The 14,526-nt window shown below is 36.0% G+C and carries 16 protein-coding genes, 1 tRNA gene and 1 pseudogene; 11 read left to right on the top strand and 7 right to left on the bottom strand.

Features of this window, described 5'->3' with window-relative positions; genetic code table 11:
• Positions 1-25: 25 nt before the first annotated feature.
• The 5 genes from ku to C8N28_RS04115 form a co-directional block, all read right to left on the bottom strand.
• A complete protein-coding gene (ku, locus tag C8N28_RS04135) occupies positions 26-799 on the bottom strand; it encodes a non-homologous end joining protein Ku (RefSeq protein WP_132221798.1) in 774 nt (257 codons plus the stop codon).
• Positions 800-1,087: 288 nt separating this feature from the next.
• Complete coding sequence (locus tag C8N28_RS04130) at positions 1,088-2,404, bottom strand: sensor histidine kinase (RefSeq protein ID WP_132221796.1); 1,317 nt, start codon at positions 2,402-2,404, stop codon at positions 1,088-1,090.
• 1 nt (position 2,405) lies between these two features.
• The gene (locus tag C8N28_RS04125) at positions 2,406-3,080 is read right to left on the bottom strand and encodes a response regulator transcription factor (RefSeq protein ID WP_132221794.1); all 675 of its coding nucleotides are present in this window, start codon (positions 3,078-3,080) and stop codon (positions 2,406-2,408) included.
• 5 nt (positions 3,081-3,085) lie between these two features.
• A complete protein-coding gene (locus tag C8N28_RS04120; RefSeq protein ID WP_132221792.1) occupies positions 3,086-3,928 on the bottom strand; it encodes a hypothetical protein in 843 nt (280 codons plus the stop codon).
• Between the two features lie 10 nt (positions 3,929-3,938).
• A complete protein-coding gene (locus C8N28_RS04115; RefSeq protein WP_132221790.1) occupies positions 3,939-4,274 on the bottom strand; it encodes a hypothetical protein in 336 nt (111 codons plus the stop codon).
• Positions 4,275-4,484: 210 nt separating this feature from the next.
• Between C8N28_RS04115 and C8N28_RS04110 the strand changes: the two genes are divergently transcribed.
• The 5 genes from C8N28_RS04110 (at position 4,485) to C8N28_RS04090 (ending at position 7,338) form a co-directional block, all read left to right on the top strand.
• A complete protein-coding gene (locus C8N28_RS04110) occupies positions 4,485-5,288 on the top strand; it encodes a DUF4382 domain-containing protein (protein ID WP_132221788.1) in 804 nt (267 codons plus the stop codon).
• A 42-nt stretch (positions 5,289-5,330) separates the two neighbouring features.
• The gene (locus tag C8N28_RS04105; protein WP_132221786.1) at positions 5,331-5,846 is read left to right on the top strand and encodes a hypothetical protein; all 516 of its coding nucleotides are present in this window, start codon (positions 5,331-5,333) and stop codon (positions 5,844-5,846) included.
• A 154-nt stretch (positions 5,847-6,000) separates the two neighbouring features.
• Positions 6,001-6,384: a helix-turn-helix domain-containing protein gene (locus C8N28_RS04100; RefSeq protein WP_165870299.1), complete on the top strand. Its 384-nt coding sequence runs from the start codon at positions 6,001-6,003 to the stop codon at positions 6,382-6,384.
• Positions 6,385-6,460: 76 nt separating this feature from the next.
• Positions 6,461-7,000 carry a DUF4142 domain-containing protein gene (locus C8N28_RS04095; RefSeq protein ID WP_221410185.1) on the top strand — a complete coding sequence of 180 codons (540 nt, stop codon included), beginning with the start codon at positions 6,461-6,463 and terminating at the stop codon, positions 6,998-7,000.
• The gene (locus C8N28_RS04090) at positions 7,000-7,338 is read left to right on the top strand and encodes a plastocyanin/azurin family copper-binding protein (RefSeq protein WP_132221782.1); all 339 of its coding nucleotides are present in this window, start codon (positions 7,000-7,002) and stop codon (positions 7,336-7,338) included. The genes C8N28_RS04095 and C8N28_RS04090 overlap by 1 nt, the downstream gene beginning before the upstream one ends.
• Before the next feature lie 65 nt (positions 7,339-7,403).
• Here the strand turns inward: C8N28_RS04090 and C8N28_RS04085 are convergent, their stop codons facing one another.
• On the bottom strand, positions 7,404-8,057 hold the full coding sequence (locus C8N28_RS04085) for a sigma-70 family RNA polymerase sigma factor (RefSeq protein WP_132221780.1): 654 nt from the start codon (positions 8,055-8,057) through the stop codon (positions 7,404-7,406).
• Between the two features lie 78 nt (positions 8,058-8,135).
• Positions 8,136-8,777 carry a hypothetical protein gene (locus C8N28_RS04080; RefSeq protein WP_132221778.1) on the bottom strand — a complete coding sequence of 214 codons (642 nt, stop codon included), beginning with the start codon at positions 8,775-8,777 and terminating at the stop codon, positions 8,136-8,138.
• Positions 8,778-8,950: 173 nt separating this feature from the next.
• Here C8N28_RS04080 and C8N28_RS04075 point away from each other — a divergent pair.
• The 6 genes and pseudogenes from C8N28_RS04075 to C8N28_RS04050 form a co-directional block, all read left to right on the top strand.
• A tRNA-Leu gene (locus C8N28_RS04075) sits at positions 8,951-9,032 on the top strand.
• A gap of 77 nt (positions 9,033-9,109) precedes the next feature.
• Positions 9,110-10,450 (top strand): trigger factor, encoded by a 1,341-nt coding sequence (gene tig / locus C8N28_RS04070; RefSeq protein WP_132221776.1) that lies wholly within the window; start codon positions 9,110-9,112, stop codon positions 10,448-10,450.
• A 193-nt stretch (positions 10,451-10,643) separates the two neighbouring features.
• Entirely contained in the window at positions 10,644-11,354 is a 711-nt protein-coding gene (clpP, locus tag C8N28_RS04065; protein WP_132221774.1) for an ATP-dependent Clp endopeptidase proteolytic subunit ClpP, read from the top strand.
• Entirely contained in the window at positions 11,341-12,582 is a 1,242-nt protein-coding gene (gene clpX, locus C8N28_RS04060; protein WP_132221772.1) for an ATP-dependent Clp protease ATP-binding subunit ClpX, read from the top strand. Before clpP ends, clpX begins: the two co-directional genes overlap by 14 nt.
• 83 nt (positions 12,583-12,665) lie before the next feature.
• Positions 12,666-13,487 (top strand): AMP nucleosidase, encoded by an 822-nt coding sequence (locus C8N28_RS04055; RefSeq protein ID WP_132221770.1) that lies wholly within the window; start codon positions 12,666-12,668, stop codon positions 13,485-13,487.
• Between the two features lie 6 nt (positions 13,488-13,493).
• A pseudogene (locus C8N28_RS04050) lies at positions 13,494-14,465 on the top strand (PLP-dependent cysteine synthase family protein); the annotation flags it as partial.
• Positions 14,466-14,526: the final 61 nt, after the last annotated feature.

The raw sequence follows: 14,526 nt of genomic DNA, 5'->3' as shown, positions 1-14,526 counted from the left end.
TTATAGTAGCAATCAAAAGACGCGGTTAAGCTCTTTTCTTAGGGCCTGCTAAACTTTGCATTAATTGATCGTATAGGTTATCACTGGATGCTTTTTGAGGTTTAAGTTTTTTAACAACCGCCCGTTTACCTTTTGCCTTGGCTTTAATAATCTTAAGGAGTTCATCACTATAGGTGTCCTTAAACGCTGATATGTCAAAATCAGAGCTGTATTGTTTAATCAAGGCTAAGCCTACATCCATTTCTTTAGTAGAAATAGTTTTATCGTTTACTTTCTTAATATCAGATAGATCTCTGATTTCTTCTTGAAACCTGATTTTAGTAATGACGATAACATCTTCCATTGGATGAATTACACACAGGTTTTCTGTATTACGTAATACAAAACGACCGATACCGGCCTTTTTTGATTTAACCAAAGCTTTCAAAAGAAGGCCATAGGCTTTTTCTCCTTGTTTTTCTGGTTCTGAATAATACGAAGTTTCATAATAGATAGGATTTACCTCTTCGATATCTACAAAATTCTCTAACTCAATTACTTTAGTTTTCTCTGGCGCTGCCTCCTCAAAATCATGCTCATCCAGAATAATGTATCTATCGTCTAAGAAGTAGCCTCTTACAATCTTATCATAGGGAACCTCTTTTCGTGTATCCTCATTAATACGTTGGAACTTGATTTTCGCATGATCACGGCTATCAAGCATATCTAAATCCAGGTTGCTGTTCTGCACAGCAGAATACAACTTAACAGGAATATTTACCAATCCAAAACCTATAGAACCTTTCCAAATCGATCTCATAATCAAACCATTTGATTTATAAACGTCGGTTATGGAGTGATTGTTTGAAACATACAGACATCAATGCCTGTTATGATTTATTTTATGAAATAAATGCTTATATTAATACAATCAGCACTTTTATATAAATTACGTAATACAAGTAAAGAACTTGTATTACGTAATTGAGTTATGAGCGAGTGATCCCTCCGTTAAGTCTACGTTTATTAGGCTGTTTCAACACAGATACTACTCAGTGATCACTGAGGGAGTACAGAAGAAACTAATAGCAGATTACTTTGAGGTATATTAATTGTTTGGGAATGTTATGGTAAAGGTAGTACCCTTTCCAATCTCCGATTGAACATTAATTTGTAATTGATGATACATGCTAATGCTTTTCACGATGGCTAGTCCTAATCCATAGCCTACATCTTCTTGCAGGTTTGTTTTCTTAAAGCGATCAAAAATAGAGGCTAAATCATCTTTTGGAATCCCGATGCCGGTATCTGTGATCGTGATTTCGTAGGCGCCGTTGTTTAGATATTTGTCGTTTATAAAGATCTCACCTTTATCCCGGTTAAACTTAATGGCATTGTGAACCAAGTTAAAGAACAATTGAAATAGCAGATCCTTATTCATTCCTTTTAATGAGCTATCGGGAGAGATGTTTAAGAAGATCTTGATGTGTTTTTCTTCTAACCGATGGTCGATCTCCTCAATGATCTCATTAAAAAGTAATAGTGGTTTAACTTCGTCATCTCTAATATACTGTTCATTTTCGATTCTTGAAATTAATAACAGTGATTTCGTAATGTTCTTTAGCCTGGTTACAGTTTTCATCATCTCTATTAAAGCCAGAGAGGTTGGTCCGTCGAGATTTTCGTCGCTAAGCAGATTCTCCAGTTTATTTTGAAGAATACTAATGGGCGTCATCAGTTCGTGGGAAGCGTTGGATGTGAACTCTCTTTCCTTATAGAAGGCTTCATTGATCTGATTCATCAAAAGGATTAATGATTCATCGAGATATTTGAAGTCGGTAGTACTGGTTTGAATTTGCTCTTGCTTGTCTTTAAAGGGGAATCTCCTGTTTGTTAACTTGGTTCCTATGATCTTTGCAAGCGGACGAACCAAAATACGAACAAAGGTAAGGTCTATCAATATGGTTAGGACAATTAAGGTGATCAACACAAATAAAGCAAACTGTTGTAAGGGTTTATTATACTGATTGATGCTATCTGTGGTTTTACCGATTTCTAGTAAATAGTTTTTATTGTCATTGTTAAAAGTATAGCTTAAAACTCTGTAATTGAGCGTGTCGCTCTCTATAAGACGTTGAGAATCTTTAATGGTATCCATTTTAAGGCTGGGCTCAACAGGTAACAGGGCTATAAATTCTTCTTTAAGCATGGTATAGCTGCCATAGCTGTCATCGCCCTGAAAATAGTAGTCTAAGCCATTTCTGCTTACGATATCGAGTACTTTTTGTCGCTGCTGATTTAAGGTATAGTTAGTGTACTGCGAAGCGATTTGTTTAATTAAGAACGGTAGTGCTAAAACGAATAATAATACAATGGCCAATTTTGACCCGGTAATAAAAAGCGTGAGTTTAGTAGATAATTTCATGCTATTTTTTGATTCTATAGCCTACACCACGTACCGTTTCGAGCCATTCAGTATCTGCCCATGTATTTAATTTCTTACGGATATTCTTGATATGTGCATCGATATAGTTTGAATCGTAATCGTCGTTTACAAAGGTACCCCAAATATGTTCGCTAAGCTGAACTCGTGTTAATACCCTGTTTTTATGCAGTAAAAGGTAGCTAAAGAGATCAAATTCTTTGCGTGAAAGTTCGATCTGTTGTTCTTTAAATATAACCAGCCTTTTTTGGAGGTCGACATTGAATTCGCCGATAGGCAATAGTTCTTCTGTGATGCTAAATTTGCGGCGGGTAATGGCTTGCATTCTTGATTGCAGTTCTAAAAGGTAGAATGGTTTTGCGAGGTAATCGTCGGCGCCTAAATCCAACCCATTAACCCGGTCTTTTAAGTTAGTTCTGGCAGTAATGATAATGTATGCTGCATCCGGATTGCTTTTTTTTGCGCTTTTTAAAATATCAAGCCCATCGCCATCGGGTAAATTTAAATCTATTAATATGAAGTCGTATTTGTTTAGTTCTAGCTGTTCTAATCCTGTTCTGAAATTATGTGCAAGATCACACAGGTAAAAGCTTTTTTTCAGGAAAGCTTCCATTTCATAGGCCAGTGTTTTTTCGTCTTCAATAATTAATACTTTCATTAGAATTAAAGTTGATAGTAAAATGCTAGTCCAAAAAGCGATTGTTGACGTTTTAATTCAGCTTCAGCTTTTGGTCCCAGAATAGATAGCTGGTAACTAATTTCGGCAATATAATTTGCACGGCTAAAACTAAGTGGAAGTTTAAAGTTATAAGACAGCAAGTCGAAGTTGTTAGAGGCAATAGTGGTGGTAGTTGATGAGTTTGGATTTCCTGGCGGATTAGGTTTTTGTATTATTCCCTTAGCTTGGTCACGCTTCCCTTTTTCTATGATGTAGGTTGTATAAAAATGCCTGGTACCTGCCGATAATTCAATTGCAGGTTCTAGTGAGAGTGAGTTTTTTTCATTAAAGAGATAGCCAATATCAATCTCCTTTGAATGGCTAAGGCTAAGGAAAACATCTTCTTGTTCGCCAAAAGCGTAATCGGCACTTAATGAACTTTCGAGCCAGTTCCAAGTATATCCGGCTGATAAATTTACATTGTTTTCATTAGAGGCTTGTAATAATGGTGAGTTTGCTGGAAAAAAAGAGCGTGTATAGGCTACTCCTGTAGTAAACCTGTCATTAAAATCGTAATCAAAACCGCCGCCAATATCTGTTTCGGATAATCCGGGTCCGTAGTTTAATAGCTTGTAAGAACCTGCAGAGAGGTAGAATCCGATTGGAAACCTGATTGTTGCATTCGCTAATATATAAGGGAGCTTCTCATTCGTAACCTGTCCATAGTAACTAACGTTACTACCATAGAGGGTGGCTAATGTCAATGTCGTTTTTTGTGCGCTGTTTTGCTGAGCCTGCACCCTCATATAAACCATAAAAAATAAGATTAATAGGGATGTGAACCTCATAGAATGCTCCTTATGGTTTTTTAATCTTAGGACGAACAACTTTAACCGGTTTTGGTTTAACCTTGGGCTTAGCTACCACAGTTGGCCTTGGCTGTTTACGAGCTTTAGGCACAGTTTTAATATCTGGTTGTTGGGGCTTTTGATTATTGCCTGGTTTCTCCTTGCCTTTAATTTGTTTATCGTCTTGTTGTAAATACTCACTCTCAACAATTAAAGGTGTAAGGTTGTTTTTTAAGTAATAGCCGGCAACGGTTTTCCCCTCTAGAGAATTTGCCCAAGCTGGTGGAAACAGTACCAACAGCAGGATGGAGCTTAATAATGCCTTAAAAATGAATGATCTGTCCATTACGTAAATATAAATAAGTTTGTTTTATAAAATCGAGGATATACAATTGAATTCTATTCAGTATCTGTATTATAATAACAAAGATGAGTATTGAACATGAAATTAAGATGAAATTCTGAGGCCTAATAAATCCAGAATTTCATGTTGATTTCATGTTCCCGCTTTAGTTTTGAGTAATGAAAATATGAATATTCATTTAAACTAAAAACTATGAAAAATGCAATTATGTATTCAGGAGTAGCCTTGTTTTTTACAGGACTTGTTATTCTTTCTGGATGCGAAAAAGAGAATATTGGTTCTGCAGAAGGAACAACCAAGGTAGAAGTCAGAATGACTGATGCCCCTGGAAATTTTGATGAAATTAACCTGAATGTTAAGGAGATCGTATTATTCTCTGGTGAGGAATCTTATACTTTTACTGCAGATGCAGACATCTTTAATATTTTAGATTTTAGAATTGGAACCAGTAATCCTGATATATTGGTAGCTTCCGGAGAGATGCCAAGTGGTGAAATTACTGAAGTTAGGTTAGTATTGGATGATTCTGGAAATACGATTGTTGTTGACGGTGTTTCACAAGAGCTTACAACTCCTAGCGGACAATCATCTGGTTGGAAAGTTAAACTTGAAGAGAACCCTTCATTGGTGCCTGGAGTAACTTATTCTTTGGTACTTGACTTTGATGCCGCAAAATCTATTGTAAGTGCGGGTAATGGTAAATATTTGCTTAAACCAGTAGTAAGAGGCCTTACCGCAGCTACATCAGGTTTAATATCTGGAACAGTTATGCCTTTATTGAGTCATCCTGAAGTATTGGTTATTGAAGGAGCCGACACAGTGGGTACAGTGGTTGATCCACTTACCGGTCAGTTTACAGTGGGTGGTCTTGCTGAAGGAAATTATTCAGTAAAATTTGTTCCTGTTGAAGGTTACAGAGATAGTACCATCACGGATGTAAATGTTGAACTAGGTCAAAATACCAGTTTAGGTATCGTTACACTAGAAGCAGAGTAATTCAGAACATCTATTTATATATGTAGTAAATCGACAGAGATCATGAAAAAAATAATAGTAACATTTTTCGTTGTATTTAGCCTTGTTTCCTTACGCTCTTCGGCACAAGTTAGTATAAACGTAAATATAGGATCGCAGCCTTTATGGGGTCCTGTTGGTTATGATTATGTGGATTACTATTACTTACCTGAAATTGAGAGCTATTATTATGTGCCTGAAAGACAGTTTGTTTATCTGAGTAATGGGAGATGGATCTTTTCAGCATCTTTGCCGTCCAGATATAGAGGATATGATCTGTATAGAGGTTACAAAGTAGTAGTTAATGGAAGGAATGCATATCTGAACATTAATAATGACAGAATTCGATATGCAAAATATAAGAAAGTACATAACCAAAGGGCTATCAGATATAGTAATGATCCGCGGTATTATGTAATTAAGGGTCATCCACATGGAATGCCTCCTGGACAAGCCAAGAAGGTATATTCAAATGGAAATAATAATAATAAAGGGAATGGTAGAGGCAGGGGAGCTGCTAATGGTAAAGGGAAGCGTTAGTTCTATTAATTAATCCTTGTTTGTGAAACAATTAGTTTGGTGTTTGCATAGAGAGTCTTTGTGTGGCGGGGGAGCATCAAACTGATTGTTTTAATAGAACTAATCCCGATTTAGTGTGATATAAATAAGACGAATTATGTTGAATGTTTGCAACATGTTGAGACACGATGGGGAAATATTAAAAAAGTTAATAGGGAAAGGAGATATCCCTATTAGTAGGATAGCAAAGCAAATGGGCGTTAATAGGTCAACTATTTACCGAATGTTTGATAAGGCAGATATCCCAATTGATTTTTTATTGAAGATAGGCAAAGTGATCAATAAAGATATGTCGCCGTTCTTTCCTGAAGTTATTCAGGCAATACAAGAACCTCCGGTGAATTACAGCTCTCCTAAAAGTTATTCTGAGCTTCTGGATGAAAGAAGATATTGGAAAGATAAATACATAAATATTTTAGAAAAATGTAATAGTTTGTTGAATAACCAATTGGCTTCAACAAAATCTACGAAGGTTAATAAAAAGCCTTCTAATGATTAAGTAAATATTGTAACCCTTTTTTAAAAGCCTATCTCTAATAGGTATAAATTCAAAATCATTTTTAAAAAAGGTTAATATGAAAAACTTTAAAAAATTAGTGTATTCTTCAATGATCGCTTTGGCTTTCATTACTGTGTTTAATATTGATTCGTTTGCTCAAAATCCTAAGCTGACTGATCCGGAAATAGCTTCAGTAGCTGTAACAGCTAATCAAATTGATATCGATTATGCTGTTATTGCAAAAGAGAAATCTAAGAATGCAGAGGTATTGAAGTTTGCTGAAACAATGACCAATGACCACAAAGCGGTTATTGCACAGGCTGTAGCTTTAGTTACCAGATTGAAGGTTACTCCGAAGGGTAATGCAGTAAGTCAAAAATTACTATCTGATGCTGCAGAGACAGGAAAAGCCCTCCGTGCAAAATCAGGAAAAGCTTTTGATAAAGCATACATCGATAATGAGGTGGCTTATCATAAGGCTGTTATTGCAGCGGTATCAGGTTTATTAATTCCTCAAAGTCAGAATGCTGAACTTAAGGGTTTGCTGGAAAAAGTTTTGCCTGCATTAAATACTCACCTTGCTCATGCAGAAATGGTGCAAAAAGATCTTAAATAATGAAAAGGGCTGTATTTGTTTTAAGTAGCTGCATTTGTTCGCTATTAATTTCCTTTGTGGTCTATAGCTGTGCTTCTGCCCAGGCAGATCCTAAAACACATACAGTTGAAATTAAAGATATGAAGTTTGTGCCAGAGAGTATTACTGTTAATAAAGGAGATACCATTATATGGATAAATAGAGATATAATGCCCCATGATGTGACAGAAGAAACCTCGAAAGCGTGGACTTCATCTGTAATTCCAGCTGGTGGATCATGGAAAATGACTGTAACAGAAGCAGCCGATTACTATTGCAGTATTCATGTTGTTATGAAGGGTAAGATAGTATTAAATTAATTTGTACAGAAAAGGGTGACCTCTTAATGAAAGAGGTCACCCTTTTTATGTTTAACGCGCTGGTATTAGGCCCTGGTTATTTTATTTATTTCTGTCATTACATAGTTAACAATCACATCGCAGCGTATCAGGTTAAACTCCAGAAGCTGTTCTGGTTGCCAATAAGTTTTTAATTCAGTACGAAGCATTTCTTTGGCGCGAGCTAATCTGATTTTGACATTTGATTCTCCTAAGTCCAATGCTTCCATTGTTTCATGGGTGCTCATGCCTTGTACTTCTCGCATAACAAATACAATCCTGTATTTTTCAGGTAATGTAAATACTGCTTTTTCCAGTATCAATTTTAATTCCTTATTCATAAGGTTATCTAAAGGTGTTTCACTATGATAATCATTATAGGGACTTTCTATTCGCCTTTTTTCTAATCTTTGCTGTCTTTTTTTATGCAATAGGCTTTCGTTAATTAGTATTCTAATGAGCCAGGTACTAAAGCTTGATTCATGCTTAAAACTAGCTAGCTGCCGGTAAGCATTGAGGTAAGAGATTTGCATAATATCTTCGGCTTCTTTATCGTCGTTAACGATAGACATGCTAATTCTATATAAGCGCGAATTGAATTTTCGGATTAGCGTTTCGTATAAATGCGTTTCTCCATTTAGTATCTCTGTCACGATTTCCTCATCACTTAATGTGCTATTTATTAGATTGGCTGAATTCATGGAACTGTTTTATTTAAAATAGAGTACCCAAATTGAAAAGGGTTACATTTTATAGCATATAAAATTTTGAAATGCTAGCTAGATAGTCCATTGATCATGGACAATTCCTATCAGGTAGTATTTATCGCCTTCTTTTGCAAAAACTAAACGGAGTGCCTGCCAGTCCATTCCTGCGTATTTCTTTTCAAAGCCAGAGAAGTAGCTCTCCGTATATTCCGCATTCGGATAAACCTTCATAATGTTATTCAGGCTGTTTCCTTTAGCTGCTGATTGATTAATGGATACTTTTTCTGCGTTTAAGAAATCTACATTATAAACAAACTTTTCAAAGTACTCTCTGAAATTTAGGTTAATATCGTCGCCAGATCCGTCATAGTGTCCCCAAACTAACTTAGTTGAATCGTTTATCATGGAACGGAACTGGTTTGGTTTAAGAACGATATCTGTATTGGTATTAACATAGCCGTATGGACTAAAGCGTAAGCCTGAATCGGGCTTAATGTATTGAATTAATGAAGGATAATCCTTGTTTTTAATTTGTTTAAGGATTGTTTGAGTTAAATCGCTTATACTTATCTCTTCCTTTTCTATAACAGGGATGCTATCTTGCTGTATAGCGATAGAGTCTTTCTTTTCTTCTTCCTCTACGGTTGCTTTTTTATCATTGGTACAGGCTGATAAAAAAAGAAGGCTCAGGAGTAAGGAATAAACTGTTTTCATAAGAGAATGTAATTAAGTATCAAAATTACGAAAAACAATCATTATATGGATATTAGGAGTTAAAGTAGCCTATATTAATGCCTTATGAAATATTATTAAAATAAATTAAAAATCATTTTGTTGGTTTCAGTAAAAAAGGTACCTTTGCAATCCATAATTAATAATAAATACCTGCGGAAGTGGCGTAATTGGTAGCCGCACCAGACTTAGGATCTGGCGCTTCACGGCGTGGGGGTTCGAGTCCCTTCTTCCGCACTTGATTCCTCCCGGCAACAACCGGGGGGAATTTTTGTTAAAACGATATAAAAAACAAAGTAAAAGCAATAATAGCTATGAATATTTCTCAAGAGAACATTGATGATTTGAATGCAATAATCAATATCGAGTTAACCCCGGAAGATTATAAAAGTCAAGTTGATAGTGTAATTAAAAGTCAGGCAAAAAAAGCTAAATTACCAGGTTTTCGCCCAGGAATGGTACCTGCTTCTCATATCAGAAGAACGTATGGTAAGGCTATTTTAATTGATGAGATAAATAAGATTGTTGGAGACGGTTTAAACAACTTTATTTCCGAAAATAAGCTTGAGATTTTAGGTCAGCCTCTTCCAAAGGAAGAAGAAGGTAAAGAGTATGCCTGGGACTTTAGTGAAGATTTTAAATTTCAATACGAAATTGGTTTAGCACCGAAAGTAGAGGTTCCTTTCTCTGATAAAGATACCTTAACTGAATATACAATAAAGGCTGATGAAGAAACATTGAACTCACGAGTTTCGAATCTTCGTAAAAGCTATGGTAAACGTTCAAATCCTGAAGTATCAGAAGAGAACGATGTTATCTACGGAGAATTAAAACAAGTAGATGATAAGAATGAAGTTGTTGAAGGTGGAATTGTAAAAACAGCTTCTCTTCGTACTGACATTATTGATGTTAAGAAGATCAAGAAAAGCTTAGTTGGCTTGAAGAAAGGCGATACAGTGATTATCGACTTGAAAAAAGCTTATGATAATAGTACGGTTGCAAGAATCCTGGAAATTGAAGAAGATCAGGTAGAAGCTCTTAGCCCTTTGTTTCAGTTAACTGTTGAAAATGTTAACCGTTTGGAAGAAGCAGAATTGGATCAGGAATTCTTTAACAAGATCTACGGTGAAGATGAAGTGAAAACTGAAGAAGAGTTCAGAGCTCGTGTTGCGAAAGAGATTGAAGAGATGTTTGTTCAGAACGCTGATCAGAAACTTCAGAATGACTTGTATACTTTAGGAATGGATCGTGTTAAGGCAGCATTTCCTGATGATTTCTTGAAACGCTGGTTAAAGGCAACCAATGAGAAATTAACTGATGAAGAAATTCAGGAAGGTTATGATGACTTCGCTAAGAACCTACGCTGGACTTTAATCGAAAATAAAATTATCAATGATAATGCATTGGAAATTAAATACGAAGAGGTAGTTGCTACAGCGAAAGATCGTTTATTGGCTCAATTTAAAATGTACGGTCAGCAAGAATTGCCTGAAGAGCAATTAAACCAATATGCAATGCAACTTTTACAAGATAAAGAGCAGGCTAATCGATTATTTGAAGAAGTGAAAGCTTTGAAGGTTTTTGATTACTTAAAAGGCTTGGTTAAGATTGAGAAAAAAGAAATTCCTTACAATGAGTTTCTTGAATTAAAATAAGATATTCGTAAACCTTGCGATAAGGAAATGTCATATTGGATAACCGATATGACATTTTTTTATGTCTCCCATAATCGGGCAATTTGTCAGTTATTTATCAATATAACAGATGGCGCAATTTTTGCAATCTCTGTATCTTTATAATGATAACCTTATTCCCTATATTCGTCATATACAATAAATTAAAAATAATATGAGTATCGATAAAAATGAATTTAGAAAATATGCTGTAAAGCATCACCACATTGGCAGTCAACATGTTGATGGTTTTATTTCAAGAGTTGAGAATATTCATGTACCTAGTTCAATGACCCCTTATATTATTGAGGAAAGACAATTGAATGTGGCTCAAATGGATGTGTTTTCACGTTTAATGATGGACCGTATTATATTTTTGGGTGATGCAATTGGCGATCAAGTTGCTAATATTATCCAAGCTCAGTTATTGTTCCTTCAGTCTGCTGACGCTCAGCGTGACATTCAGATATATATAAATTCTCCGGGCGGTAGTGTATACGCCGGTTTAGGAATTTATGACACCATGCAGTATATATCTCCTGATGTAGCAACCATTTGTACTGGAATGGCAGCTTCAATGGGCGCAGTTCTATTGGTTGCAGGTGCTAAAGGTAAACGTGCTGCTTTAAGACATTCTCGTGTAATGATTCATCAGCCTTCTGGTGGCGCGCAAGGTGTGGCAACTGACATGGAGATTAACCTTCGTGAAATGTTGAAATTGAAGAAAGAACTTTACAATATAATTTCGGAACACTCCGGACAGTCTTTTGAATGGGTTGAGAAGTCATCTGACAGAGATTTCTGGATGACATCAGATGAAGCAAAAGTACACGGGATGGTTGATGAAGTGTTGATTGGAAAGAAAAAAGAAGATGACAAAAAGTAAGGAGATAACTTGTTCCTTTTGCGGAAGGCCAAAAAAGGATACATTGATGCTAATAGCAGGTGATAATGCACATATATGTGATCAGTGCGTATCACAAGCTAAAGAGATTTTAAACGAAGAGTTAGATCTGCGCAAAAGTAAAAGTGTACAAACTGCTTTAAAGCTTTTAAAGCCGATTGAAATTAAAGATCATTTGGATCAATATGTCATCGGACAAAATGAAGCTAAAAAGGTATTGTCTGTAGCTGTATATAACCATTACAAACGTTTGAGCCAAAAGGTTGATGAAGACGGTGTTGAGATTGAAAAGTCAAACATCATTATGGTGGGTAAGACCGGGACAGGAAAAACGTTATTGGCTAAAACGATTGCGAAGATTTTAAATGTTCCTTTCAGCATTGTTGATGCAACTGTATTAACAGAAGCCGGTTATGTGGGTGAGGATGTTGAAAGCATTTTAACGCGGGTTTTACAGTCTGCAGATTATGATGTAACTGCTGCAGAGCAGGGCATTGTATACATCGATGAGATTGACAAAATAGCCCGTAAGAGTGATAATCCTTCCATTACCAGGGATGTTTCAGGTGAAGGTGTTCAACAAGCTTTGCTTAAGATCTTGGAAGGAACTATTGTGAACGTTCCACCTCAAGGAGGACGTAAGCATCCGGATCAGAAAATGATTCCTGTAAACACATCGAATATCTTATTTATCTGTGGTGGAGCATTTGATGGTATTGAGAAACGAATCGCTAAAAGATTGCGTACGCAAACTGTTGGTTATAAAATGCAAACCAATGGAGGGATGATTGACGAGGATAATTTACATAAATATCTGACTCCGCTTGATCTTAAATCATTTGGGTTAATTCCTGAACTGATCGGAAGGCTTCCGGTGATAACTCATTTGAATCCATTGGATAGAGATACATTATTAAATATCCTGACAGATCCAAAGAATGCATTGATTAAACAATATCAGAAGATATTTGAATATGAAAATGTGAAGCTTGAATTTGACAAAGAGGTTTTTGATTACATTGTTGATAAAGCAATGGAATTCAACTTAGGTGCAAGAGGTTTACGTGCTATTTGTGAAGCTATTATGTTAGATGCGATGTATGAAATGCCATCAAAGAAACATAAAACGATGATGGAGTTGCAGGTAACATTGGAATATGCACAAGATAAACTAATGAAATCTGATATAGATAAATTAAAAGCTGCTTAAGAATATTCTTAAGCATAAAGGAATCCTCGCTTATTGCGGGGATTTTTTTTATATTTATTCAAATGGTTGTTAGCCTTTAAATTATGAAGGAAAAAGAAAAGGAAGAAAATAGTAGTCCGATTAAGATAGGATTAAAGACCAAGGAAGAGATTGTTTTAAACTGGCTTCCCCGGTATACTGGCAGACCTTTGGATGAATTTGGAAAGTATATACTGTTGACAAACTTTTCAAATTATCTGCAAATGTTTTCCAAATGGCATGATAATGCGCCTATACTTGGATTGGATAAGCCCATGCAAAGCGTTACTGCCGATGGAATAACTATCATAAATTTCGGAATGGGAAGTTCGGTAGCAGCAACCATTATGGATCTGTTATCGGCCATTAAACCAAGTGCTGTTCTATTTCTAGGTAAGGCAGGAGGTATTAAAAAGAAGAATAAAATAGGCGATTTGGTGCTTCCAATTGCTGCTATTCGTGGGGAGGGTACTTCCAATGATTATTTCCCTCCGGAGGTTCCTTCATTACCTGCTTTTGCTTTGCAAAAGGCGATATCAACTTCTATACGTGATAATGAGATGGATTATTGGACCGGAACAGTTTATACGACTAATAGAAGGGTATGGGAACACGATAAACAATTTAAGAAATATTTAAAAGATGCCCGGGTAATGGTAGTAGATATGGAAACTGCAACTATCTTTTCTGTGGGTTTTGCCAATAAGATTCCTACCGGAGCTTTATTATTGATATCTGATCAGCCTATGGAACCTGAAGGTGTAAAAACAGACAAAAGTGATTCGCACGTAACTGCTAACTTTGTCGAAATGCACCTGAAAATAGGGATCGATTCACTTCAACAATTAATTCACAACAAACTAACTGTCAAACATCTTAAATTTTGATAATAAATGTGGTATAATAATATATTAGAGACGATTGGTAACACGCCACTAGTTAAATTAAACAAGATAACGAAAGAGATACCTGCTACTATTTTAGCCAAGATTGAATCAACCAATCCGGGAAATTCAATTAAAGATCGAATGGCGGTTAAGATGATTGAAGATGCAGAAAAAGCCGGACTTCTTAAACCAGGAGGAACTATTATTGAAGGAACCTCTGGAAATACAGGAATGGGCCTTGCTATGGCTGCGGTTATAAAAGGCTATAAATGTATTTTTACAACTACCGATAAGCAGTCAAAGGAGAAATTTGATGCATTACGTGCTTTTGGAGCAGAAGTAATTGTTTGTCCGACGAATGTTGAACCTGAAGATCCTCGTTCATATTATTCGGTTTCAAGCCGTTTAGTACGCGAAACTCCTAATTCATGGAAGCCAAATCAGTATGATAATTTATCGAATACTCAGGCTCATTATGAACAAACCGGACCAGAGATTTGGGAACAAACAGAAGGAAAGGTTACACATTTAGTAGTAGGAGTAGGGACGGGAGGAACAATATGTGGGGCAGGAAAATTTCTGAAAGAAAAGAATCCTAATATTAAAGTATGGGGTATTGATTCTTATGGGTCGGTATTTAAAAAATACAAGGAAACAGGCATTTTTGATAAAGATGAAATCTATCCTTATGTAACAGAAGGTATTGGTGAAGATTTTCTGCCTGGCAATGTTGACTTTGATATCATTGATTACTTTGAAAAAGTAACGGATAAGGACGCTGCCTTAATGACTCGTGAAATTGCGCTTCAGGAAGGAATTTTTGTTGGAAATTCAGCTGGTGCTGCGGTGGCCGGAGTGCTTCAATTGAAGGATCAATTAAAAGAAGATGATGTTGTGGTGATTGTTTTTCATGATCATGGTTCCAGGTACATGGGCAAGATGTTTAATGAAGACTGGTTGAAAGAAATGGGATACTTAGACTAGATCTGCAATAGGTTAAGTATCTATAAAGAGAAAGCCCTTCATTCATGAATGAAGG

Origin of the sequence: Albibacterium bauzanense (assembly GCF_004339765.1) — a bacterium.
GTDB lineage: Bacteria > Bacteroidota > Bacteroidia > Sphingobacteriales > Sphingobacteriaceae > Albibacterium > Albibacterium bauzanense.
This window is presented reverse-complemented; position numbering and strand designations above follow the sequence as displayed.

Excerpts from the sequence above, each read along its gene's own strand:
- C8N28_RS04085 (WP_132221780.1), bottom strand. The coding sequence starts at position 8,057 with ATGAATTCAGCCAATCTAATAAATAGCACATTAAGTGATGAGGAAATC.
- C8N28_RS04055 (WP_132221770.1), top strand. The coding sequence starts at position 12,666 with ATGAAGGAAAAAGAAAAGGAAGAAAATAGTAGTCCGATTAAGATAGGA.
- ku (WP_132221798.1), bottom strand. The coding sequence starts at position 799 with ATGAGATCGATTTGGAAAGGTTCTATAGGTTTTGGATTGGTAAATATT.
- C8N28_RS04115 (WP_132221790.1), bottom strand. The coding sequence starts at position 4,274 with ATGGACAGATCATTCATTTTTAAGGCATTATTAAGCTCCATCCTGCTG.
- C8N28_RS04125 (WP_132221794.1), bottom strand. The coding sequence starts at position 3,080 with ATGAAAGTATTAATTATTGAAGACGAAAAAACACTGGCCTATGAAATG.
- C8N28_RS04095 (WP_221410185.1), top strand. The coding sequence starts at position 6,461 with ATGAAAAACTTTAAAAAATTAGTGTATTCTTCAATGATCGCTTTGGCT.
- C8N28_RS04105 (WP_132221786.1), top strand. The coding sequence starts at position 5,331 with ATGAAAAAAATAATAGTAACATTTTTCGTTGTATTTAGCCTTGTTTCC.
- clpX (WP_132221772.1), top strand. The coding sequence starts at position 11,341 with ATGACAAAAAGTAAGGAGATAACTTGTTCCTTTTGCGGAAGGCCAAAA.
- C8N28_RS04110 (WP_132221788.1), top strand. The coding sequence starts at position 4,485 with ATGAAAAATGCAATTATGTATTCAGGAGTAGCCTTGTTTTTTACAGGA.
- clpP (WP_132221774.1), top strand. The coding sequence starts at position 10,644 with ATGAGTATCGATAAAAATGAATTTAGAAAATATGCTGTAAAGCATCAC.
- C8N28_RS04130 (WP_132221796.1), bottom strand. The coding sequence starts at position 2,404 with ATGAAATTATCTACTAAACTCACGCTTTTTATTACCGGGTCAAAATTG.
- C8N28_RS04100 (WP_165870299.1), top strand. The coding sequence starts at position 6,001 with ATGTTGAGACACGATGGGGAAATATTAAAAAAGTTAATAGGGAAAGGA.
- C8N28_RS04080 (WP_132221778.1), bottom strand. The coding sequence starts at position 8,777 with ATGAAAACAGTTTATTCCTTACTCCTGAGCCTTCTTTTTTTATCAGCC.
- tig (WP_132221776.1), top strand. The coding sequence starts at position 9,110 with ATGAATATTTCTCAAGAGAACATTGATGATTTGAATGCAATAATCAAT.
- C8N28_RS04120 (WP_132221792.1), bottom strand. The coding sequence starts at position 3,928 with ATGAGGTTCACATCCCTATTAATCTTATTTTTTATGGTTTATATGAGG.
- C8N28_RS04090 (WP_132221782.1), top strand. The coding sequence starts at position 7,000 with ATGAAAAGGGCTGTATTTGTTTTAAGTAGCTGCATTTGTTCGCTATTA.